The organism is Microbacterium enclense (genome assembly GCF_001456955.1).
Taxonomy (GTDB): Bacteria; Actinomycetota; Actinomycetes; order Actinomycetales; family Microbacteriaceae; genus Microbacterium; species Microbacterium enclense.
The window spans coordinates 177,830-196,668 of the sequence record NZ_KQ758471.1; the positions used below are offsets into that span (position 1 = coordinate 177,830).

The window sequence follows — 18,839 nt, forward strand, 5'->3', positions numbered from 1 at the left end:
GCGTGACGCTACGAAACGTCCGCGACAGGGGGCTCGGCACGGGGGTTGCGGCGCGTCGCCGAGGGCGTCACAATCGCGCGCCCGGGTCTTGGCACTCTCCCATCGAGAGTGCTAATCTGAACGCAGTTGAGCCGACAGTACTCAACTTCACCGAACCATCGGGATGCCACGTCCCGACCGATCGATAAGGAGAACGACCATGGCCACCTACGACCCCTTCCGCGACCTCGACCGCCTCGCGTCGACCCTTCTCGACGCGCGCCGCGGCGGCGGTCCGCGACGGATGCCGATGGACCTCTACCGCGACGGCGACCATTACGTGCTCGCCGCCGACCTCCCGGGGGTCGACCCGGGCTCGGTCGACATCGACGTCGACGGCCAGCTGCTGACCATCCGCGCCGAGCGCACGCTCGGCAGCGGCGACGGCGTGAAGTGGATCACGCGCGAGCGCGAGACGGCATCCTTCGTCCGTCAGCTCAACCTCGGGCAGGGCATCGACACCGACCGCATCAGCGCCTCGTACCGCAACGGCGTGCTGAGCGTGACCATCCCGGTCAGCGAGAAGGCGAAGCCACGCCGCATCGCCGTCTCGACCGACGAGCACGACGGCGTCATCGAGGCGCACGAGAGCACCCCGCAGCTCATCGAGCAGTGAGCCGACACCACCGAGGGAGCGGTCCCACCCGGGGCTGCTCCCTCGGTGCGCACCCCCGATCTTGTCAAGGGTCTGTGCGCGGGCGCGGCCGAGACCGCACAGTGCGGGGGTGCCCCCCACCCTGACCACCGCCGCGCCCGCCGTCGCCGCGCCGTTCCGCGCGCGAGGGCCGGTGAGCGCCGCGGTCCTCCAGCACCTCGTCGACGGCACCGCCACAGCGCACACCGCCCTCGCCGACGCTGCCGTCGTGGCATCCGTCGACATCGAGCGCGACGACGACCTGCAGCTGGCCCTCTTCACCCTGTACGCCTCGGCGTACGGGTCGATCGAGGCCCTCCGCGCCGACCTCGAATGGGACCCCGCGCTCATCGCCACGCGCCGGGTCATCGAGGACGCGTTCGAGCGGTCGCTGCGGCGCAGCGTCGTCGTGCCCACCCTTCCCGAGCCGACCGCGGATGCCGTGGCCCGCGCGCTCTTCAGCCTCACCGGCGCGGAGGGCGGACCGAGCCTGTCGCGCTTCCTCGCGCGCAAGGCCACCGTGGACCAGGCACGCGAGTTTCTCGTGCACCGCACCGTGTACACGCTGCGCGAGGCCGATCCGCACTCGTGGGCCATCCCCCGCCTGAGCGGACGCCCGAAGGCGGCGCTGGTCGAGATCCAGTCCGACGAATACGGCGGCGGCCGGCCCGACCGTGTGCACGCCGCCCTTTTCGCACGAGCCGTTCGCGGCGCGGGACTCGACGACGTCTATGGCACCTACATCGACGACGTGCCCGCCGTGACGCTGGCCTCGCTGAACACGATGTCGATGTTCGGCCTGAACCGGCGTCTGCTCGGCGCGATCGTCGGGCATCTCGCGGCGTTCGAGATGACCTCCTCGATCCCCAACCGTCTCTACTCCGAAGGGCTGCGACGCCTCGGGTACGGCGACGACGTCTGCGAGTACTTCGACGAGCACGTCGAAGCCGACGCCGTGCACGAGCAGATCGCCGGCCGCGACCTCGCCGGAGCCCTCGCCGAAGACCGTCCCGACCTGCTCGCCGACATCGTCTTCGGCGCGGCCGCCTGCCTCGAGGTCGACGACCGCGTCGGGCGCCACATGCTCGACGCCTGGTCGCGCGGCGAATCGTCGTTGCGTCAGGTGGCCGGTCGATGAGCGAGACCCCGGTCACCATCACCGCCTACCCCGACGGGCCGCTGCTCGTGCGCGGCGACGCGCGGATCGAAAGCAGCGACGGACGGGAGGTGGTGCGCACGCGCCGGACCGTCGCCCTCTGCCGGTGCGGGCTGTCGACGATCAAGCCGTTCTGCGACGGCACGCACAAGGCATCCGGCTTCCGCACCGACGACTGATGCGCCTCGATGCCGAGTACATCCTGCCGCTGCGCTGGACCGACGACACCGGGCTCGACGAGCTCACCGCCTACCTGACGCGCTTGGAGCGGTGGATCGACGTCACCGTCGTCGACGGATCCGACGCCGCGCTGTTCGCCGCGCACGCGCGGACCTTCCCCGCCGGAGTGCGTCACCTCCCGCCATCGGTCGTCGAGGGTGTGAACGGCAAGGCGCGGGGCGTGCTGAGCGGGCTGAGGGCCAGCCGCCATGAGATCGTCGTGACCGCCGACGACGACGTGCGCCACGACCGCGCGACGCTGCGGGCGCTGCTGTACGAGATGCGGGATGCCGACCTCGTCGCCCCCCAGAACGTCTTCGAGCCGCGGCCCTGGCACGCCCGCTGGGACACCGCGCGGTCACTCGTCAACCGCGCGACGACGGGCGACTACCCGGGCACCTACGCCCTGCGGTGCAGCGCGCTCCCCCGCGGCTACGGCGTCGACGCACTGTTCGAGAACCTCGAGATGGAACGCACGGTGCGTGCCGGCGGCGGCCGCGTGCGTCACTGCCACGACCTGTACGTCGTGCGCCGGCCGCCGAGCGCGCGACGATTTTGGTCGCAACGAGTGCGCCAGGCGTACGACAGCCTCGCGCAGCCGCGGCGCCTGGCGCTGGAGCTCGCCGTGGCGCCGACGGCGTTCGCGCTGCGTCGGCATCCCGGCATCCTGTGTCTGGCCGCCACCATCGCCGTCGGTGCGGCCGAGGTCGGGCGGCGGCGTGCTCGTGGAGGCGCCGTCTTCGCCCGCACCGCCGCGCTCTGGGCACCGCTGTGGGCCGCCGAGCGGGCGGTCACGAGCTGGATCGCCCTGGCGATGCGCGCAACCGGGGGCGTTCCCTACGCGGGGCGTCGAGTGCTGCGGGCAGCGACCCCGCTGCGCGTGCTGCGGCGTCGGTCCGTCGACCACATCCGTGCGCAACAGCCTGCCGGGGTCGACACGACCACGCCGTGCGCGTTGCCGCGCCCAGGGGAATTGCAGGGCGAGGCGACCGATGCATAGGCTCTCCGCTCGCGCACGCGGCGTCCCGGTGACCGCGACGGGCTCCCGGGACGCCGCGGGTTCGTCAAAGGTCTTCGGGAGCGAGGTCGCCCTGGCCCTCCTCGCCGAGTTCGACCACGCCCGGGTCCTCGCCCTGCGAGTCCGTGCCGGTCGCGAGGGCGTGGATGTCTTCGAGCGGGATGTCGCTGTCGTCGGCGGGGATCTCGGCCGGGTCGGCGCCCGTGGCGGTGGCCGGGTTGACGTCGCCGGGTTCGGCGCCCTCATCGAGGGCGGTGGTCGCGTCCCACTCGGCCTGCGCCGGATCGAGCGCGGGGTCGGGCTCGATGGAGGTGTCGCCGTCGCGCAGGGGCTGGACGCCCGCGACACCCACGTCGGTGGCGGGGTTCGTCGAGGCGCGGTTCGGGTCGATCGAGGCGTCGCTCATGGGGGGTCCTTCCGTCGGACGAGGGTCTCCACCGGAATCGGCGGTGCTCTCATCCCACACGCCCAGCCGGCCACCGGCCCGCCCCTTGACACGCCTCACCCCCGACGACCGGCGACGGATGCCGAGCCTCCGACGCCCCCACGACGAAAGCCGCACCTCGCCGCGGCGAAAGGAAGATCATGGGACATGTCCTGACCGTGCGCTCACGCGGGATCGACGACGTCGATCGCGTCTGGAAGCGCTTCGTCCCCAGTGCCCGCTTCGAACGCGTCAACCCGCGCAATGTCGCGTTCACCTGGAACTCGGTCGAATTGCCGCGGTTTTCGGTGGTGTCGTACGAGCTGACGGCATCCGTGCATTCCTCCGTGCTGATGGACGACCAGATCATGGCCTGTCGCATGATTGGCGACGACGTACGCCTCGAGGCCGAAGGTCGCCCGCTCGACCCGCGTCGCCCCTGGCTCGCGTCCGACGGCCGCACCGAGGCGCACTGGACGGGCTCCGCGCGCGTACGCGCGTTCGTGTTCGACCGCACCGACGCCGAACGCGTCGCCCGCGTGGCCTCGGGCGACGATCGTCTCGTGCTCCGACGCATCGACCCGTCCCCGCGCGGCCGCGACGCCGCGACCCAGTGGGAACGCACGTTCGCGCACGTGTCCGCCTCGCTCGGTGCCGCGCACGACGACGACATCCTCGCCGAAGAGATGCGGCGCCACGCGCTCATCACGACGCTCTCCGCCTTCTCGACCCCGTACGTCGAGGCCGTCGCCCGCGCCCACCAGCGCGCGGCCGCTCCGCGCACGGTGCGCCGCGCGATTGCGCACATCGAGGCTCACGCACAGCAGCCGCTCGCGCTCGAGGACATCGCCGCGGCATCCGGGATCTCCTCCCGCGGACTGCAGCACGCGTTCCGGCGCGAGCTCGACACGACACCGACCGAGTACCTGCGGCGGGTGCGCCTCAGCGCCGCGCACGACGAGTTGCGCGCCGGCACCGCGGTGTCGGTGGCCGAGGTGGCACGGCGCTGGGGGTTCTCGAGCGCGTCGCGCTTCGCGCGGTACCACCGCGAGCACTACGGGCAGAATCCGGCGCAGGTGATCCGCATGTCGTGAGCCGCACGCCTTCGGTGCCACCGTTGCGCCGAGGGTGTCGGCTCCTCGCCGGTGCCTCACAGCGCTTGCACAGTAAGAAGGTTGGGCACCGTGCCCGCAGGAGGAACACGTGGGCAAGTTCATTTACGAGGGCGGCATCCGCAACGACTTCGAAGACCGTCTGCTGGCACACCTGCAGGTGGTCGTCGGCAACAAGCTGCGACGCGGTGAGCCGTTCTACTTCGTCTGGAAAGACGACCTCAGCACGGGCGGCGGCCGCACCTCGGTGTGGGTGCACCCGCGCGCGAACCTCGTGTTCAAATTCAGCGGTGGGCGCCCCCCGGCCCTGAACCGCGCGTGGCTCGAAGCGCTGATGTCGACCGCCAACTCCCCCACCGGCCTGTACGTCGTGCCGGAGCCGTCGGAAGACACCGTCTCGCCCGAGTCGTTCGCCTGACCCACCCTGTCAAGGCGCTGGCGCGGTGGCGGGCGGCGGGTGAGCGTGAGGGAGACGAGAGGATCCCCCATGACTGACCCCCGCTCCGCCGCGCCGCCGCGCATCGTCGTCATCGGCGGCGGCAACGCCGGGCTCTCGGTGGCCGGCCGCCTGCATCGTGCCCGCGCCGGCGAGATCTCGGTGATCGAACCACGCGAACGGCACGTGTTCGCGCCCCTGCAATCGCACATCGCCGGGGGCGCTGCCCGCGCCTCCGAGGCCGTACGCTCGCAGGCCGACGTCACCCCTCCGGGGGTGCGGTGGCTGCACGACGAGGTCTTCACGGTGGATGCCGACACCCGCCGCGTGCACCTCGTCTCGGGCGGGCAGCTCGAGTACGACCAACTGGTGGTGTGCGCCGGCATGCGCATGGCCTGGGAGCAGGTTCCGGGACTCCCCGACGCGATGGCGGCGCCCACCGGCATCTCGAACTACGACTTCGACCTGGCGGCGAAGGCCTCGCCGGTGCTCCGCGACCTCCGCTCCGGCACCGTGGTCTTCACGCAGCCGCCGGAGCCCGCGTCGTGCGGCGCCTCGGCGCAGAAGCCGATGTACCTCGCGTGCGACTGGTGGCGCGCCATCGGAGTGCGCGACGACATCCGGGTCGTCTTCGTGTGCCCCGATCCCGTGCCCTTCGGCATCCCCGCCATCGACCGCGAACTGCAGCGCAAGCTCGACGAGTACGGCATCGAGGTGCGCTACAGCCGGGAGCTCCGATCGGTGGATGCCGCAGCCGGCACGCTCGTGATCGGGCACGGCGCGGCCTCGGAAACGCTGTCGTACGACGTGCTGCACGCCGTTCCGCCCCAGCGGGCACCGGAGTGGATCGCGGGCAGCGGGCTGGCGGCATCCGATGACCCGCACGGCTTCGTCGACGTCGATCCCGAGACGTTCCAGCACGTGCGGCACCCGGAGATCTGGTCGGTGGGCGACGCGGCGACCGTCGCCACCCGCCGGTCGGGCGGTGCGATCCGCCAGCAGGCGAAGGCACTGGTGAAGAACATGAAGGCCGTTCTCGCCGGGCGCGCCCCGACGGCGACCTACAACGGCTACAGCGTCGTGCCCTTCACGGTGTCGCGCGGCACGGTGGTCTTCGCCGAGTTCGACCGCGCGGGGAAGCTGCAGCCGACGATCCCGTTCTGGCGCTCGCTGTACCGCGAGCGCCGCCTGTCGTGGATCGCCGACCGCCGCATCCTCCCCTGGGTCTACTGGCACCTGATCTTGCGCGGCCGCGCCTGACCCGCCGGCCTCTCGTGGCACCCCTGCCCCTGGGCGTGCTGCACCCCGGTGTCGGCGCCCGCCCGCCCGCACACCGCGAGAAACGTCATCCGCGGCGAGAAACGCCCTCGCATCGCGTTTCTCGCCGCGAACCGCGTTTCTCACGGGGAGGAGACCGCGCCTATAGGGCACCGACGCCGATCCCTCAACCCCGGGGGCGTGGTCGCGACAAGGCGCGAAGACTGGGGAACGCCCCGGAAGCCACACGAAAAGAGGACACCATGGCACAGGTCATCGAAACCATCGACGTCAACGTTCCCGTCCGCGTCGCGTACAACCAGTGGACGCAGTTCGAGGAGTTTCCCCACTTCATGAGCTTCGTGGAGTCGATTACGCAGAAGACCGACACCCTGACGCACTGGAAGGTCAAGATCGGCGGCGCGGAACGCGAGTTCGACGCCGAGATCACCGAGCAGCACCCCGACGAGCGCGTCGCGTGGAACAGCGTGGGCGGCGACGAGAACCACGCCGGTGTCGTCACGTTCCACCGCCTGTCCGACGACGAGACGCGCGTCACCGTGCAGATCGACTGGGAGCCGACCGGCGTGCTCGAGAAGCTCGGCGCCGCGTTCGGGGCCGACGACCACTCGGTCAAGAAGGACCTCGACAACTTCAAGGAGTACATCGAGTCGCGCGGTGCCGAGTCCGGCGCCTGGCGCGGCGACGTCAGCTGACGTCTCCCCCTCTCACGAAAGCCGGGCCCGTCCACGGGCCCGGCTTTCGTCGCTCCCGGCCGCGGGGGCACCGAGACGGCATCTCCCCGAAGAGACGTTTGGCGGATGCCGTCTCTCGATCAGGATGCCGTCGCGGCCCCGCCGCGACCTATCACCACTGCGGGTGGATCTCCGACCGCAGGCGACGGTCGTACACGTCGCGCACGAGGGCGTCGAACGCGTCGGGGTCGAAGCCTGCGTCGAGCAGGTCGGCCGCGCCGGCGTTGGCCTCGGCCTGCGCCGTGGAACGGGCCCCCGGGATGACCGAGGTCACGCCCTCGCGCGACGCGATCCACGCCAGCGTCGCGGCCGGAAGCGTCACGCCCTCGGGGAGCGACGCCTTCAGCTCGTCGGCCGCCGCCACCCCCTCGTCGAAGGGGACGCCCGAGAACGTCTCGCCCTTGTCGAACGCCTCGCCGTTGCGGTTGTAGGAACGGTGGTCGTTCTCGGCGAACGTGGTGTTGCGCGAGTACTTCCCCGACAGCAGGCCGCTGGCCAGCGGAACGCGCGCGAAGACGGCGACGTTCTTCTCGGCGGCGAGCGGGAGCACCTCGTCGAGCGGCTTGAGGCGGAACGGGTTGAAGATGATCTGCAGGTTGGTCAGGTTCGGACGCCGCAGAGCCGACAGCGCCTGGTCCATGGTCTCGACCGACGCGCCGTACGCGGCGATCACGCCCTCCGACACCAGCTGGTCGAGGGCATCCCACGTCGCGTCGTCGTCGATCACGGCCGAGGGCGGGCAGTGCAGCTGCACGAGGTCGAGCGTCTCGGTGTCGAGCAGACGCCGCGAACGGTCGACCCACCCGCGGAAGTTCTCCATGACGTAGTTCTCGGGCACCTGGTCTTCGCGGCGGCCCATCTTGGTCGCCACGGTGATGTCCGCGGCATCCGGGCTCTTGAGGAACGCGCCGATGATCTGCTCCGACCGGCCGTCGCCGTACACGTCGGCGGTGTCGAAGAGCGTGACGCCCGCCTCGGCCGAGGCGGCGAGCACGGCGCGGGCGTCGCTCTCGCTGACGTCGCCCCAGTCGGCGCCGAGCTGCCAGGTGCCGAGGCCGATGGCCGAGACCTCACGGCCGGTACGGGAGAGAGGGCGCTGCTGCATTGCGGTTTCCTTTCGAAGCGTGCTCCGAGCCTAACCAGCACCTCCGACCCCGGGGCGCGTCACGCGTGAAGCGCCCACCGCCCGAGCGCAACCCCGGGTCGCCTCGTCGACGCCGCGCCTAGCGTGGCGGCACACCCACGGAAAGGACCGCCATGAACACTCCCGCCGACCGGCTCCCCGGAGCCGACGAAGAGAACATCGTCCCCGATTCCGAGGGCGCTGCCGCAGACGTCCCCGCGGGCGCCGCCGGAGCCGACACGGGAGCCGTCGGAGCCGCCGAGATCGATGCCGACGACGAAGCGCGCATCCAGGGCATCTCGAGCCAGAACGACCTGCCCGGCGTGGGCACGCGGGCGGCCGACGGCCTCACGGAGAGGGGCACCGACGACGCGCGCGGCGAGAACGGTTCGACGTCGCGGCACACGGAAGACACCGGACGGCCCGACCACGACGCGGTCGAGACCGACAACCGCACCCCCGCGTCTCCCCCGCCGGCGGACGGCGGCGGCGAGCCGCACGTCGACGGTGACGACCCCATCGCGAAGTTCCAGCCCGGTGTCGGCCGCGACTCCGCCGCGTCGAGCCGGATCGCGCAGAACCTCCCCGACCCCGAAGACGCCTGATCGCCCGCCCCGGAAGACGCGTTCCGGTCGGTTCCGCCGCGCCGGCCGGCCGGGACGCGCCGCTGCCCAGGGGTGCGGACCCGCGAGGTCGCACCCCTGCCCGGGTTCGAGGGCGCTCCCCCTCTCCGACCCCGCCGTGCGCAGTGTGAACGACCGGACACGTCGGCGCAACGGGGTGACCGAGACCCCCACACGGTATCTAGCGTCGTGTGCATGTCCCCCTCCATCGAACGGCTGATGATCAGCGTCGGCGGTGTGACATACGCGCTCGCGCCCACGGAGCACGTCGACGACCTCAAGGCGGAGATCACCCACCAGGTGCGCAGCGGCGGGGGGTTCGTCGACGTCACCATCGACGACGGCCAGCGCCTCAGCTTCCTCATCACGCCCGCATCGACGGTCACCATCGCCGCCAAGACCGTCCACCTCGACATCGACGGCGCGGATGGTCAGGGCGACGAGAGCTGGGGCGCGGGCGCACCGATCACCTACGACGGCGACAGCCCCTACGACCTCATCTGACAGTCACCGCGTCCCAGGCGGCGATCGGCCGCGATCGGCCACCGCACTGTCAGGCTGAAGCCATGGACGATCTGCGCCTCGAGCCCCTCGCCCCCTCGCTCGACGACTACCTCGAACTCCGCCGCGCCTCGGGACTCACCCCGAAGCGCCCCGATCAGGGCGCGCCCGCCCTGACGAACAGCTGGACGTGGCGACGGATCACGGATGCCACGGGTCGCTCCGTCGCGATGGGCCGGGTCGTCGGCGACGGAGGGTGGTACTTCCCGATCGCCGACATGGCGACCCGGCCCTCGCATCAGCGACGCGGTCTCGGGCGCCGCATCCTCGAGGACCTCCTCGCGGAGATCCGCGCGAAGGCCCCCGAGGGGGCGTACGTGACGCTGCTGGCCGACCCTCCCGGTCAGCGCTGTATCGCAGCCTGGGCTTCACCGAGCCGTCGACGGGCTCGGTGACGATGCATCAGCTGCTCGACTGACGCGCTCCCCCCGCCGCGCCCGCCATCCGAGCAGCAGGTCGATCACGACGAAGGCCGCCAGCGTGTAGCCGACCAACGGCAGCACCAGCCCGATCGCGACCGCCGCCGCCAGCACGGCTCCGGTCCCCCACCACGGCGCCTGCCGCAGCGCACCGCGCGCCGGCGCCGCGGCGACCCCCTTCGTCGGCCGCCGCCTCCACCACATCGCGTACCCGAGCACGACGAGCGCGCCGATGCCGAGGGCGAGCGCGACCAGCACCAGCTGATTCGCCAGGCCGAACATCGTGCCCATGTGCAGATCGATCCCCCAGCGCGACAACTTCGCCAGCAGCGGGTAGTCGGCGAAGTCGACCCGGTCGATCACCCGCATGTCCGCGGCGTCGATGGCCACGGCATCCACTTCGGTCGGGAAGCTGCGGTGGACCTCCTGCACGACCCAGGCCGTGCCGTCGGTTGCGGGCGGGCGGATCTCGACGTCGCCGGAATTCGCGTTCACCGTCCGCGCGACGGCGAGCACGTCGTCGAACGACGCGGCATCGACGCTGTGCCCGCCCTCCCGCGCTCCGCCGTGATGGGCGTGGTCGCCGGTCCCGGCGGATCCGTCGAGGGTCGTCACGAGCGTGGGAGTGCCCCCGCCGACGAGCGCCCGCAGGTCGGCCACGTGCGCCCCGGCGTACGGCGACCAGGTGATGCCGGTCGCCGAGAGGAACAGCGCCCCCAGCACCGCCGACACGCCGACGGCCGAGTGCCACGTCGACAACCGCCGGTAGCCGCGGAGGGGTCGTCGCGTCCGACGCCGACGCCGCACCGCGAGACGGCCGACCCACAGCCCGAAGCCTGCCAGTGCGACGATTCCGAGCCAGGATGCCGCGAGCTCGCTGTACCAGCGGCCGACATCGCCGAGGTGCAACGAACGGTGCAGATCGCTGATCCAGTGCCGCAGCGGCAGCGCGCCGCTCGTTCCGTAGACGGGCAGGTCGCCACGGATCTCGGTGGTCGCCGGGTCGACGAAGACCGCCCGTGTCGTGCTCTCGGGCAGCGTGTCGTCGGCGAACATCACGCGGGTGGTGTCGCCGGGCGCGGGCGCCGGACGCACGGCCACCGGCGTCCCGCCGCCGACGTAGGCCTCGGCGGCCCGCACCTGTTCGGCGAGCGGCGTGGACCCCGTCGTCGCGGGTGCCGTCAGCTCGTGCGCGTACATCCCGCGCTCGAGGGTCGGGGTGAGGGCGTAGAGCGCGCCGCTGAGGGCCGCGACGAGGATGAACGGACCGACGAGGAGCCCCGCGAAGAAGTGCAGGCGACGAAGGAGCGGCAGCAACCACCCTCTCCGCCTCGGGTCGGGCGGGGTCGGGGCGCCCACGGGGGCGGAGGCGGTGGCGGTCACGGGCGGACCGCCTCGGAGGCGGAGGAAAAAGACATGCGCAGATCGCTTTCCGGGTGCGCGGAGCACCCGTCATCCGGCGGCCGTCGCGGCGCTGCCGGGACCGCTCCGCGCGGAGACGGCTCAGGGCGCGTCGCTCACGGCGGAGGGCACAGAAGGGAGGGGGCGTCCGGAGAGGACGCGGAACGGCGTCGGCGAGCGCACGACGGCGCTCGACCCGACGGCCGACCACCCCGCCGTCAGCCGGGCGGGGTGGGACTCAGGATGCCGCGACCGGCGGCCCGCGACGCGCTCGGGCGCGCACGACGAGCACCGAGATGGGCCGCACCTCGGCGAGGACCGCTGCGCGCAGGCGCCGGAGGGGCACCGGCGAGAAGCCGACGGCGCGGAGGCGCGCACGCATCCAGGCGACGCAGCGAACAGCAAGGGAGCGCAGGGCCGCGAACGCGCGTTCGCCGCGATGCAGCGCCGCGGCGGTCACCGCGGCCGCGACGAGGTGGGCGCCCGCCATGGCGGCATCCATCGTCATCGCCGGAGCCGACGCTGCGGCGACGGGGATCGAGACCGCCGCGCCGTGCACGTGGCCCACGCCGCCGAGGTCGTAGCTGCCGAGCACGAACAGCGTGTGGAACAGTCCCTGACTGGCCGCGACCGCGAGGACCGACCGCCAGATCGACGGGGCCCGACCGGCGAGCGCCGTGCACACGACGAACGACAGGGCGAGCGGCACGACGACGCCGACGACGCCGGGGATCGCTCCCCCGGCCGACACGTGCGACACCAGCGCGACGAAGGTGGCGACGGATGCCGCGACGGCACCGCTCGCGACGCGTGAACCCCGGCCGTGTCGCATGGCATCCATTGTGTCAGCCCGGTCGGCGCGCCCGGACGCGCGACGCGTCGCCCCTAGGCTGAGGCCACCGACCCTTGGAGGATGCCGTGCCCCGACCCCGCGTCGTCATCGCCGGAGCGAGCGGCTTCGTCGGGCGCGCCCTGACCGCCGCGTTCGCGGACGACGGGTACGACGTCGCCACCGTCGGACGCTCCGGCACGGCGGTCTGGGGTGACGCCGCGGCCATCGAGGGCCTCGTCGACGGCGCCGACGTCCTGGTGAATCTCGCGGGCAAGATCGTGTCGTGCCGGTACACCGACGCGAATCGCGACGAGATCCTGCGCTCGCGCGTCGACACGACACGCGAGCTCCACGCCGCCGTGGCCGCCGCGCGGCGCCCGCCGCGCGTGTGGATGAACGCCTCGACGGCGACCATCTACCGGCACGAGACGGAGCGCGGCAACGACGAGGTCGACGGGACGATCGGCGAGGGATTCTCGGTCGACGTCGCCACGAGCTGGGAGCGAGCCTTCTTCGCCGGCGACCTGCCGACCACCCGGCGCGTGGCGCTGCGCATGGCGATCGTGTTGGGCGACGGCCCCGCCACCCGCATGCTGCTCGCGCTCGGGCGGCTGGGCCTGGGCGGCCCGCAGATCGACAGCTGGTGGTTTCCGCACCGCCGCTACCGCGGGATCGGCGCGCGACCGACGGGCTCGGTGTGGTCGTCTTGGCACCGCACGTCGGGTCGCCAGCGCTTCAGCTGGATCCATATCGACGACGTCGTGGCATCCGTGCGCTTCCTCCGCGACCGCGACGATCTGGCCGGTCCGGTGAACCTCGCCGCTCCCGGCGTCAGCGACAACCGCGCAGTCATGCGCGAGGTGCGACGGGTGGCCAGGATGCCGCTGGGCCTCCCGGCCTTCCGCTGGATGCTCGACCCGGCGATGGCGCTGCTGCGCAACGAGCCCGAACTCGTGCTGAAGAGCCGGTGGGCGGTGCCGCGCGTGCTCACCGACGCCGGCTTCACCTTTCGTCATCCCGAGCTCGGCCCCGCACTCGACGCCGTCGCCGCGGTGCGGCGTCCGCGAGCACGCGACCTCTTCTCGGCCTGAAAGCCCGGACGCCGCTCCTCGCGCCGATAAGGGGCGCGGGAAGCGGCGTTTCAGACCGTGCGGGGCGGGCCGTTCGCGTCACGAGAACAGGGGATGCCACGAGAACAGGACGATGTGCGCTCGAACGACCTGTTCTCGGCGCATCACCTGTTCTCGGATCGGCGCGGCCCGCGCGCCCCGGTCAGACCTGTCGGCGGATGAAGCGCATGAGCGCCGCGATGATGCCGATGATCAGGACGATGATGCCGATCCACAGCAGGAACTTCACGGCCTCGACGAAGACGCCGAGGAACAGGAGCACGAGACCGACGATGACGAGGATGATGGCGAGAGCTGGCATGCCTCTACCCTGCTCCCGCCCGAACGCCGCTCCCACCGCCTTGACACGCGCCCTCCGCCGCGACAGCGGCCGTGTCAAGTCCGCTGCGGGCGGGCGCACCGAGGTCTAGCGTCGAGCCACCACGACCCAGGAGGCGGCAATGGCTGAACGCGACGTCAACGGACACGGCACGGGACCCGACGAAGGCGAATACACCGACCTGGAGCTGCCGGACGGCACCGCCGATCGCGGCAGCGCAGACCTCCCCGGCGTGTACGTCGACCGCCAGAACGCCGACGGCACCGAGGACCGGCCCCGCTCCGACGAAGCCGGCGCCTACACCGACGTCGAGCTGCCCCACGGGGACGAGTCGCGCGAGGACCTCGACGACCCCGGCGAGTACACCGACCGCGATCAGTGACCGCTCAGCGCTCGAGCGTCGACTCGGGCGCCACGCCGTAGGCGGCGCGGTAGGCCGCCGAGAAGGCGGCACTGTCCACGAAGCCCCACCGGGCTGCCACGTCGTCGATCGTGACGCAGGTGGGATCCGCCTCGATCAGGTCGGCGTGCGCCGCACTGACCCGCGCCGCGGTGAGATACCCCTCCGGGGTGTCGGTGAGCTGGCCGTTCGCGGCGAACGCGCGCCGCAGGCCCTGCGTCGAGGTACCCACCGCCCGTGCCGCATCGTCGACGGTCACGGCCAGCGACGCATGATCGTCGATCCACGCCGTGGCCGAGGTGTAGATCGATGCCTGCTCCAGCGCCGATGCGCGTCGTTCGCGCGGATCGCCCAGCAGCGGGAAAGTCTCCAGCGTCGCCGCGACGAGCGCGCGTCGCACGTGCGCACGAGCCAGCGGCTCCGCCATGACCGGCACCTGGGTCAGCGACCAGCGGACCGTGGCCAGCCAGTAGTCGCGCATGCGGCGCGACACGGGACCTGCGCCGGCGAAGCGGACGGTCAACGATTCGTCACCGTAGATCGCCCGCGCCGATTCCGTGAGCCACGCGGTGTCGAACGCGATGAGCTGCACCATCGTGTCGTCCGGGCGCCCGACGAGGTCTTCGCCGGGCTGGACGAGGCCCGGTTCGACGCTGTACTCCCCCGTCTGCGACCCGACCGTCCAGGCATAGCCCGGGGTCGAGGTGGCGAAATAGAACCGATCCGCCTCGTAGATGACCTCGGCCCGGCAGTTCCACGTCAGCCGTCGCATCGAGAACGCCTCATCGCCGACGGCGATCTCGGCGAACGAGGCGCGCTCGGCCTGCACGTCGACGTGACCGTAGTGCGCCTGCAGCCAGGCCTGGGTCTCGGCGACGTCGGCGGTGCGGACGCTCGTCGTGAAGAAGTCGTTCATGGGGGGATTCGTCCGCCAGCGGAAAGTCGGGGGCTCGGAGCCCAATGATAGTTAACCTGCACCCTCACCCCCTCGCGAAGGAAACCCGATGTCGAACTCGCCCCTCATCCGCCCCATCAGCCCCTATGACGCCGGGGAGGTGTTGACCATCCAGCGCGCCGCTTTCGCGAGCGAGGCGCTCATCTACGGCGACCCCGACATGCCTCCGCTCACCCAGACGCTGGAGGAGCTCCGGGCCGAGCTCGTCGAGAACCTCGGCTGCGTGGCGGTCGCCGGCCATCGCGTGGTCGGCGCCGTTCGCGCCCGTCTCGACGGCGAGCTGCTGCTCATCGGCCGCCTCGCCATCGCCCCCGACCAGCAGGGCGAGGGCCTCGGTACCCAGCTGCTCACCGCCGTCGAAGATCGCGGCCGAGAGGCGGGAGCGACCGAGGCGGAACTGTTCACCGGCGGCCTGAGCGAGGCGAATCAGCGACTCTACGAGCGCGAGGGCTATCACCGCACCGAAGAGACCGCCGACGGCGAGATCTTCTACCGCAAACCGCTCGTCTGACCTGCCGGGCACCGTCACGAGAACAGGGGATGCGACGAGAACAGGGGGATCCGGCCGAGATCGGCCTGTTCTCGTGACATCCCCTGTTTTCAACCACACGGATGCCGAAGGGCCGCCGCCCGCACCCGGACGACGGCCCCTCGTGAGTTTCGCTGCTTACGGCGTCGGCATGCCGCCGTTGACGTTGAGCGTCTCGCCGATGACGTAGCTCGACTCCGCCGAGGCGAGGTAGACGTACGCCGGGGCGAGCTCCGCAGGCTGACCCATGCGGCCGAGCGGCGTCTCCTCGCCGAACTCGTCGACCTTCTCGTCGGGCTGTCCGTCGGTGACCTGCAGCGGCGTCCAGATCGGGCCGGGCGCGACGGCGTTCACACGGATGCCCTTCGGCGCGAGCTGCTGGCCGAGCGCCTTGGTGAAGGTGTTGATGGTCGCCTTGGTCGAGGCGTAGTCGACCAGGATCGGCGCCGGCGAATACGCCTGGATCGACGTGGTGTTGATGATCGTCGAGCCGGGCTGAAGGTGCGGCACCGCCTCTTTGCAGATCCAGAACATCGCGTAGACGTTCGTCTTGAACGTGTCGTCGAACTGCTCGTCGGTCAGCGTCGTGACGTCCTCGTTGAAGATCTGCTTGCCGCCGTTGTTCACGACGATGTCGAGGCCCCCGAGACCTGCGACGGCTTCCTCGACCAGGGTCTTGGCGTACTCGCGCTCGCGCAGGTCGCCGGGGATCTGCACGACGGTGGCGCCGGCCTCGCGCAGGATGCCGGCGATGCGGTCGGCATCCACCTTCTCCTCGGGCAGGTACGACATCGCGACCGAGGCGCCCTCGCGGGCGAAGGCGATCGCGGTGGCCGCGCCGATGCCCGAGTCGGCGCCGGTGATGAGGGCCTTGCGTCCTTCCAGACGTCCGCTGCCGACGTAGGTGTCCTCACCGAGGGCGGCCTTCGGCGTCAGCTCGGCGTCGAGACCGGGCTCCTTCTGGTCCTGCGACTGCGGGTCGATGTCGGCATAGAGCTTCGCCGGGTCGGTGAAGGTGTATTGCGTGCTCATGGCGAGTCCTTTCTGAGGGGGATGGATGCCGGGACGGTGGGCCCCGGCGGAGGGGTCAGCGGTCGCCGAGCTCGGCGTCATCCACCAGTTCGCGGATGACGAGGGCGGCGTTGATGAGGGCGAGATGGCTGAGCGCCTGCGGGAGGTTGCCCCAGAAGGCCCCGTCGGCCTCGGCGATCATCTCGGAGTAGATGCCGACGTCGTTGCCCTGGGCGACGAGGGCGTCCATCGCCTCGATCGCCTCGGCGTGCCGACCGACGCACGCCAGCGCGGTCGCCCGCCAGAAGGCGCAGGCGACGAAGGTCTGCTCCTCCTGGTCCATGCCGGTGTAGCGGTAGACGAGGTGGTCGTCGGTGGTGAGGCGCTCGGTGATGGCATCCAGGGTCTTCGACATGCGCTCTCCCCGGTCGAACCCGGTCGGGGCATGCAGCAGCACCGAGGCGTCGAGGTCGGGGCTCCCCGGGGCGATCGTGTAGGCCTCGAGCTCCTCCGACCAGCACCGCTCCTCGACCCAGGCGTGGATGCGATCGCGCTCGGCGCGCCAGCGATCGCCGTTGTCGGGGATGTGTCCCCCGTCGGCGAGCCACTGCGCGTCGTCGAGGGCCTTCCAGCAGCCCATCTTCGACGAGGTGTAGTGCCGCAGCTCGGGCAACTCCCACATGCCGGAGTCCTCGCGGCGCCAGAGATCGCACGTGCGGTCGGCGACATCGGCGAGCAGGCGTCCCGTCTGGGTGTCGAGACGGTTGCCGGCCTCGACGTACGTGCGGCACAGCGCGATGAGGTCGCCGTAGACGCCGAGCTGGAGCTGGCCCTGGGCGGGGTTGCCGGTGACGACCGGTTGGTTGCCGTTCCACCCCGGGACTTCGTGCTTCTCGAGACCGATCTCGGCGTCGCCGTCGAGCGTGTACATCACCTGCACCTCGGGACCGTTCCGGCGAATGGTGCGCAGCAGCCACGAGATCGCCGCGTGCGTCTCTTCGCGCAGGCCGAAGCCCACCCAGGCGTGCGCGGTGTACGCCAGGTCGCGCACCCAGGCGTAGCGGTAGTCCCAGTTCTTGCCACCCCGGGGGTTCTCGGGCAGCGACGTCGTCGCGGCCGCGGCGATCGCACCGGTGGGGCTGAAGAGCAGGAGCTTCAGGGCGAGGGCACTGCGCTGCACGTCGTCGGCCCACGGGCCTTCGTACGAGAACTCGTCCGACCACATCGTCCAGCCGCCGATGGTGCGATCGATTCCGCGGTCGACGTTCTGCGCGTCCGGGATGCGAAGCGGTTCCCCCTCGGTCGCAGCGATCACGAGCAGGTGTCGCGACCCCTTCGACGTCGTGAAGCCACCGTCGATGCTCTCGTCACCGGCATCCGGTTCGCCCTCGACGCCGTGCTCGTGACCCGTGACCGCGAGCGAGACGTGTCCGATGCGCATGATCGAGAAGCCGTCGATGCGCTCGGTCCACGGCGCCGCTGACCGCAGCATCGTCCCCGGCTGCACGCACCACGCGAACTCGACCTCGCCCTTGACGCCCTCTACCCGTCGCGCGAGCTCCGCCCACGGCAGGCGGCCGGCGATGCCGGTGACCATGGCATCCGTCAGCGTGGCGACGCCGGTCTCGGTCGTGAACGTCGTCTCGAGCACGTTCGTGCGGGGGATGTAACGGCGGGTGACCTCGTACTCCCCCACTGGGGCGAGCTGGATGCAGCCTCCCGCCGACTCGTCGACGAGCCGCGCGAACACGGGTCGCGAGTGGATGTTCGGCAGCGGGAGCCAGTCGACCGACCCGTCGAGGCCGATGAGCGCCACCGTGCGACCGTCGCCGATCGCCGCGTAGTCGCGGAGCGGCCGAGACGGCGACGGGGGTTCGATGGGCACGTCTTCACGCTAGGAACGGTGCGAGACGGTCAGGCCGGGGTTGTCGTTTGGTTGCCGAGCGGCTACGGGCCATGCGCTCGTGTCATTGCGACCCGTGGGCCCGAGGCGTTGTTCTCGACGCGCATGACCTCGATGCAATCGTCGGTGCTCAGTCTTTCCCCGCTTCACCTTCGGGGACGGCCCCACCCACGTCAGTGCCCGCCAGAGGGACACTGCGCGAGAGACGTCGAATAATGAGCCAGAAAGCGAGTGTCGCGAATGCCGAGATGAGCACGACGTAGACGAGACCCGGCACCCCGGTCACGCCACCGAGCAACCACAAAGCCGGCAAGAGGACTGCGACCGGGCCCGCGACCGCCGCCGCGAAGGGCGCTCGGTCCCGTGAGCGCGAGAAGACCCACCCGCGCGCCGCGTAGGACGTGACCGCTGCCGCGACGATTCCCCCGCCGACGAAGAGCGCGAGGATGTTCCACGCCGCTCCGACCTCATACGCCCGCTCAGGGTACGGAGAATAAAGGACCCAGACAAAGATCGGCATAGCCACGGCCGCCAGCATCGCGGCCGCGATCAACAGTTGTACCGTCGCCACCATGTGGACTCG

General features: G+C 71.3%; 23 protein-coding genes. 14 read left to right on the forward strand and 9 right to left on the reverse strand.

Annotated elements, in window-relative coordinates:
* Positions 1 to 199: 199 nt before the first annotated feature.
* From AS029_RS10955 to AS029_RS10970, 4 genes are all read left to right on the forward strand, one after another.
* The gene (locus tag AS029_RS10955; RefSeq protein WP_058232634.1) at positions 200 to 655 is read left to right on the forward strand and encodes an Hsp20/alpha crystallin family protein; all 456 of its coding nucleotides are present in this window, start codon (positions 200 to 202) and stop codon (positions 653 to 655) included.
* Between the two features lie 109 nt (positions 656 to 764).
* Complete coding sequence (locus tag AS029_RS10960; RefSeq protein ID WP_228375935.1) at positions 765 to 1,811, forward strand: iron-containing redox enzyme family protein; 1,047 nt, start codon at positions 765 to 767, stop codon at positions 1,809 to 1,811.
* Positions 1,808 to 2,008: a CDGSH iron-sulfur domain-containing protein gene (locus tag AS029_RS10965; protein ID WP_058232635.1), complete on the forward strand. Its 201-nt coding sequence runs from the start codon at positions 1,808 to 1,810 to the stop codon at positions 2,006 to 2,008. The genes AS029_RS10960 and AS029_RS10965 overlap by 4 nt, the downstream gene beginning before the upstream one ends.
* Positions 2,008 to 3,048 (forward strand): glycosyltransferase family 2 protein, encoded by a 1,041-nt coding sequence (locus AS029_RS10970; RefSeq protein WP_074615921.1) that lies wholly within the window; start codon positions 2,008 to 2,010, stop codon positions 3,046 to 3,048. The genes AS029_RS10965 and AS029_RS10970 overlap by 1 nt, the downstream gene beginning before the upstream one ends.
* 64 nt (positions 3,049 to 3,112) lie before the next feature.
* Here AS029_RS10970 and AS029_RS10975 read toward each other — a convergent pair whose 3' ends face one another.
* Positions 3,113 to 3,472, reverse strand: coding sequence for a hypothetical protein (locus AS029_RS10975; protein ID WP_058232636.1), 360 nt, complete (start codon positions 3,470 to 3,472; stop codon positions 3,113 to 3,115).
* Positions 3,473 to 3,651: 179 nt separating this feature from the next.
* On the opposite strand from AS029_RS10975, the gene AS029_RS10980 reads away from it, so the two are divergent.
* The 4 genes from AS029_RS10980 to AS029_RS10995 all read left to right on the forward strand — a co-directional run bounded on the left by AS029_RS10980 (position 3,652) and on the right by AS029_RS10995 (position 7,011).
* Positions 3,652 to 4,584, forward strand: coding sequence for a helix-turn-helix transcriptional regulator (locus tag AS029_RS10980; protein ID WP_058232637.1), 933 nt, complete (start codon positions 3,652 to 3,654; stop codon positions 4,582 to 4,584).
* A 109-nt stretch (positions 4,585 to 4,693) separates the two neighbouring features.
* On the forward strand, positions 4,694 to 5,020 hold the full coding sequence (locus tag AS029_RS10985) for a DUF7882 family protein (RefSeq protein WP_058232638.1): 327 nt from the start codon (positions 4,694 to 4,696) through the stop codon (positions 5,018 to 5,020).
* 69 nt (positions 5,021 to 5,089) lie between these two features.
* A complete protein-coding gene (locus tag AS029_RS10990; RefSeq protein WP_058232639.1) occupies positions 5,090 to 6,298 on the forward strand; it encodes an NAD(P)/FAD-dependent oxidoreductase in 1,209 nt (402 codons plus the stop codon).
* A 260-nt stretch (positions 6,299 to 6,558) separates the two neighbouring features.
* The gene (locus tag AS029_RS10995; protein ID WP_058232640.1) at positions 6,559 to 7,011 is read left to right on the forward strand and encodes an SRPBCC family protein; all 453 of its coding nucleotides are present in this window, start codon (positions 6,559 to 6,561) and stop codon (positions 7,009 to 7,011) included.
* Between the two features lie 151 nt (positions 7,012 to 7,162).
* On the opposite strand, the gene AS029_RS11000 is transcribed toward AS029_RS10995, so the two are convergent.
* A complete protein-coding gene (locus AS029_RS11000) occupies positions 7,163 to 8,155 on the reverse strand; it encodes an aldo/keto reductase (protein WP_058232641.1) in 993 nt (330 codons plus the stop codon).
* A gap of 152 nt (positions 8,156 to 8,307) precedes the next feature.
* Here AS029_RS11000 and AS029_RS11005 point away from each other — a divergent pair, with 152 nt between their 5' ends.
* The 3 genes from AS029_RS11005 to AS029_RS11015 all read left to right on the forward strand — a co-directional run bounded on the left by AS029_RS11005 (position 8,308) and on the right by AS029_RS11015 (position 9,752).
* Positions 8,308 to 8,778 (forward strand): hypothetical protein, encoded by a 471-nt coding sequence (locus tag AS029_RS11005; protein ID WP_058232642.1) that lies wholly within the window; start codon positions 8,308 to 8,310, stop codon positions 8,776 to 8,778.
* Between the two features lie 213 nt (positions 8,779 to 8,991).
* Positions 8,992 to 9,300 carry a hypothetical protein gene (locus AS029_RS11010; protein WP_139168092.1) on the forward strand — a complete coding sequence of 103 codons (309 nt, stop codon included), beginning with the start codon at positions 8,992 to 8,994 and terminating at the stop codon, positions 9,298 to 9,300.
* A gap of 62 nt (positions 9,301 to 9,362) precedes the next feature.
* Positions 9,363 to 9,752 carry a GNAT family N-acetyltransferase gene (locus AS029_RS11015; protein WP_228375936.1) on the forward strand — a complete coding sequence of 130 codons (390 nt, stop codon included), beginning with the start codon at positions 9,363 to 9,365 and terminating at the stop codon, positions 9,750 to 9,752.
* Here the strand turns inward: AS029_RS11015 and AS029_RS11020 are convergent.
* Complete coding sequence (locus AS029_RS11020) at positions 9,726 to 11,159, reverse strand: PepSY-associated TM helix domain-containing protein (protein ID WP_058232644.1); 1,434 nt, start codon at positions 11,157 to 11,159, stop codon at positions 9,726 to 9,728. The genes AS029_RS11015 and AS029_RS11020 overlap by 27 nt on opposite strands.
* 256 nt (positions 11,160 to 11,415) lie before the next feature.
* Positions 11,416 to 12,009: a hypothetical protein gene (locus AS029_RS11025; protein ID WP_058232645.1), complete on the reverse strand. Its 594-nt coding sequence runs from the start codon at positions 12,007 to 12,009 to the stop codon at positions 11,416 to 11,418.
* 86 nt (positions 12,010 to 12,095) lie between these two features.
* Here AS029_RS11025 and AS029_RS11030 point away from each other — a divergent pair, with 86 nt between their 5' ends.
* Positions 12,096 to 13,100 (forward strand): epimerase, encoded by a 1,005-nt coding sequence (locus AS029_RS11030; RefSeq protein ID WP_058232646.1) that lies wholly within the window; start codon positions 12,096 to 12,098, stop codon positions 13,098 to 13,100.
* A gap of 181 nt (positions 13,101 to 13,281) precedes the next feature.
* On the opposite strand, the gene AS029_RS17630 is transcribed toward AS029_RS11030, so the two are convergent.
* Entirely contained in the window at positions 13,282 to 13,440 is a 159-nt protein-coding gene (locus tag AS029_RS17630) for a hypothetical protein (RefSeq protein ID WP_167345260.1), read from the reverse strand.
* 139 nt (positions 13,441 to 13,579) lie between these two features.
* Here AS029_RS17630 and AS029_RS11035 point away from each other — a divergent pair, with 139 nt between their 5' ends.
* The gene (locus AS029_RS11035) at positions 13,580 to 13,840 is read left to right on the forward strand and encodes a hypothetical protein (protein WP_058232647.1); all 261 of its coding nucleotides are present in this window, start codon (positions 13,580 to 13,582) and stop codon (positions 13,838 to 13,840) included.
* Between the two features lie 4 nt (positions 13,841 to 13,844).
* Here AS029_RS11035 and AS029_RS11040 read toward each other — a convergent pair whose 3' ends face one another.
* Positions 13,845 to 14,774 carry a helix-turn-helix transcriptional regulator gene (locus AS029_RS11040; protein ID WP_058232648.1) on the reverse strand — a complete coding sequence of 310 codons (930 nt, stop codon included), beginning with the start codon at positions 14,772 to 14,774 and terminating at the stop codon, positions 13,845 to 13,847.
* Positions 14,775 to 14,862: 88 nt separating this feature from the next.
* Here AS029_RS11040 and AS029_RS11045 point away from each other — a divergent pair, with 88 nt between their 5' ends.
* Complete coding sequence (locus tag AS029_RS11045) at positions 14,863 to 15,324, forward strand: GNAT family N-acetyltransferase (RefSeq protein WP_058232649.1); 462 nt, start codon at positions 14,863 to 14,865, stop codon at positions 15,322 to 15,324.
* Positions 15,325 to 15,480: 156 nt separating this feature from the next.
* Here the strand turns inward: AS029_RS11045 and AS029_RS11050 are convergent, their stop codons facing one another.
* The 3 genes from AS029_RS11050 to AS029_RS11060 all read right to left on the reverse strand — a co-directional run bounded on the left by AS029_RS11050 (position 15,481) and on the right by AS029_RS11060 (position 18,830).
* Positions 15,481 to 16,374, reverse strand: coding sequence for an SDR family oxidoreductase (locus AS029_RS11050; protein ID WP_058232650.1), 894 nt, complete (start codon positions 16,372 to 16,374; stop codon positions 15,481 to 15,483).
* A 55-nt stretch (positions 16,375 to 16,429) separates the two neighbouring features.
* Positions 16,430 to 18,238: a glycoside hydrolase family 15 protein gene (locus AS029_RS11055; RefSeq protein WP_175456655.1), complete on the reverse strand. Its 1,809-nt coding sequence runs from the start codon at positions 18,236 to 18,238 to the stop codon at positions 16,430 to 16,432.
* 148 nt (positions 18,239 to 18,386) lie between these two features.
* Complete coding sequence (locus AS029_RS11060) at positions 18,387 to 18,830, reverse strand: hypothetical protein (protein WP_139168093.1); 444 nt, start codon at positions 18,828 to 18,830, stop codon at positions 18,387 to 18,389.
* Positions 18,831 to 18,839 lie beyond the last annotated feature (9 nt).

Coding starts and splice junctions, on each gene's coding strand:
- AS029_RS10955 (WP_058232634.1), top strand. CDS start 200: ATGGCCACCTACGACCCCTTCCGCGACCTCGACCGCCTCGCGTCGACC.
- AS029_RS10965 (WP_058232635.1), top strand. CDS start 1,808: ATGAGCGAGACCCCGGTCACCATCACCGCCTACCCCGACGGGCCGCTG.
- AS029_RS10970 (WP_074615921.1), top strand. CDS start 2,008: ATGCGCCTCGATGCCGAGTACATCCTGCCGCTGCGCTGGACCGACGAC.
- AS029_RS10975 (WP_058232636.1), bottom strand. CDS start 3,472: ATGAGCGACGCCTCGATCGACCCGAACCGCGCCTCGACGAACCCCGCC.
- AS029_RS10980 (WP_058232637.1), top strand. CDS start 3,652: ATGGGACATGTCCTGACCGTGCGCTCACGCGGGATCGACGACGTCGAT.
- AS029_RS10990 (WP_058232639.1), top strand. CDS start 5,090: ATGACTGACCCCCGCTCCGCCGCGCCGCCGCGCATCGTCGTCATCGGC.
- AS029_RS10995 (WP_058232640.1), top strand. CDS start 6,559: ATGGCACAGGTCATCGAAACCATCGACGTCAACGTTCCCGTCCGCGTC.
- AS029_RS11000 (WP_058232641.1), bottom strand. CDS start 8,155: ATGCAGCAGCGCCCTCTCTCCCGTACCGGCCGTGAGGTCTCGGCCATC.
- AS029_RS11005 (WP_058232642.1), top strand. CDS start 8,308: ATGAACACTCCCGCCGACCGGCTCCCCGGAGCCGACGAAGAGAACATC.
- AS029_RS11010 (WP_139168092.1), top strand. CDS start 8,992: ATGTCCCCCTCCATCGAACGGCTGATGATCAGCGTCGGCGGTGTGACA.
- AS029_RS11015 (WP_228375936.1), top strand. CDS start 9,363: ATGGACGATCTGCGCCTCGAGCCCCTCGCCCCCTCGCTCGACGACTAC.
- AS029_RS11025 (WP_058232645.1), bottom strand. CDS start 12,009: ATGCGACACGGCCGGGGTTCACGCGTCGCGAGCGGTGCCGTCGCGGCA.
- AS029_RS17630 (WP_167345260.1), bottom strand. CDS start 13,440: ATGCCAGCTCTCGCCATCATCCTCGTCATCGTCGGTCTCGTGCTCCTG.
- AS029_RS11035 (WP_058232647.1), top strand. CDS start 13,580: ATGGCTGAACGCGACGTCAACGGACACGGCACGGGACCCGACGAAGGC.
- AS029_RS11040 (WP_058232648.1), bottom strand. CDS start 14,774: ATGAACGACTTCTTCACGACGAGCGTCCGCACCGCCGACGTCGCCGAG.
- AS029_RS11045 (WP_058232649.1), top strand. CDS start 14,863: ATGTCGAACTCGCCCCTCATCCGCCCCATCAGCCCCTATGACGCCGGG.
- AS029_RS11050 (WP_058232650.1), bottom strand. CDS start 16,374: ATGAGCACGCAATACACCTTCACCGACCCGGCGAAGCTCTATGCCGAC.
- AS029_RS11060 (WP_139168093.1), bottom strand. CDS start 18,830: ATGGTGGCGACGGTACAACTGTTGATCGCGGCCGCGATGCTGGCGGCC.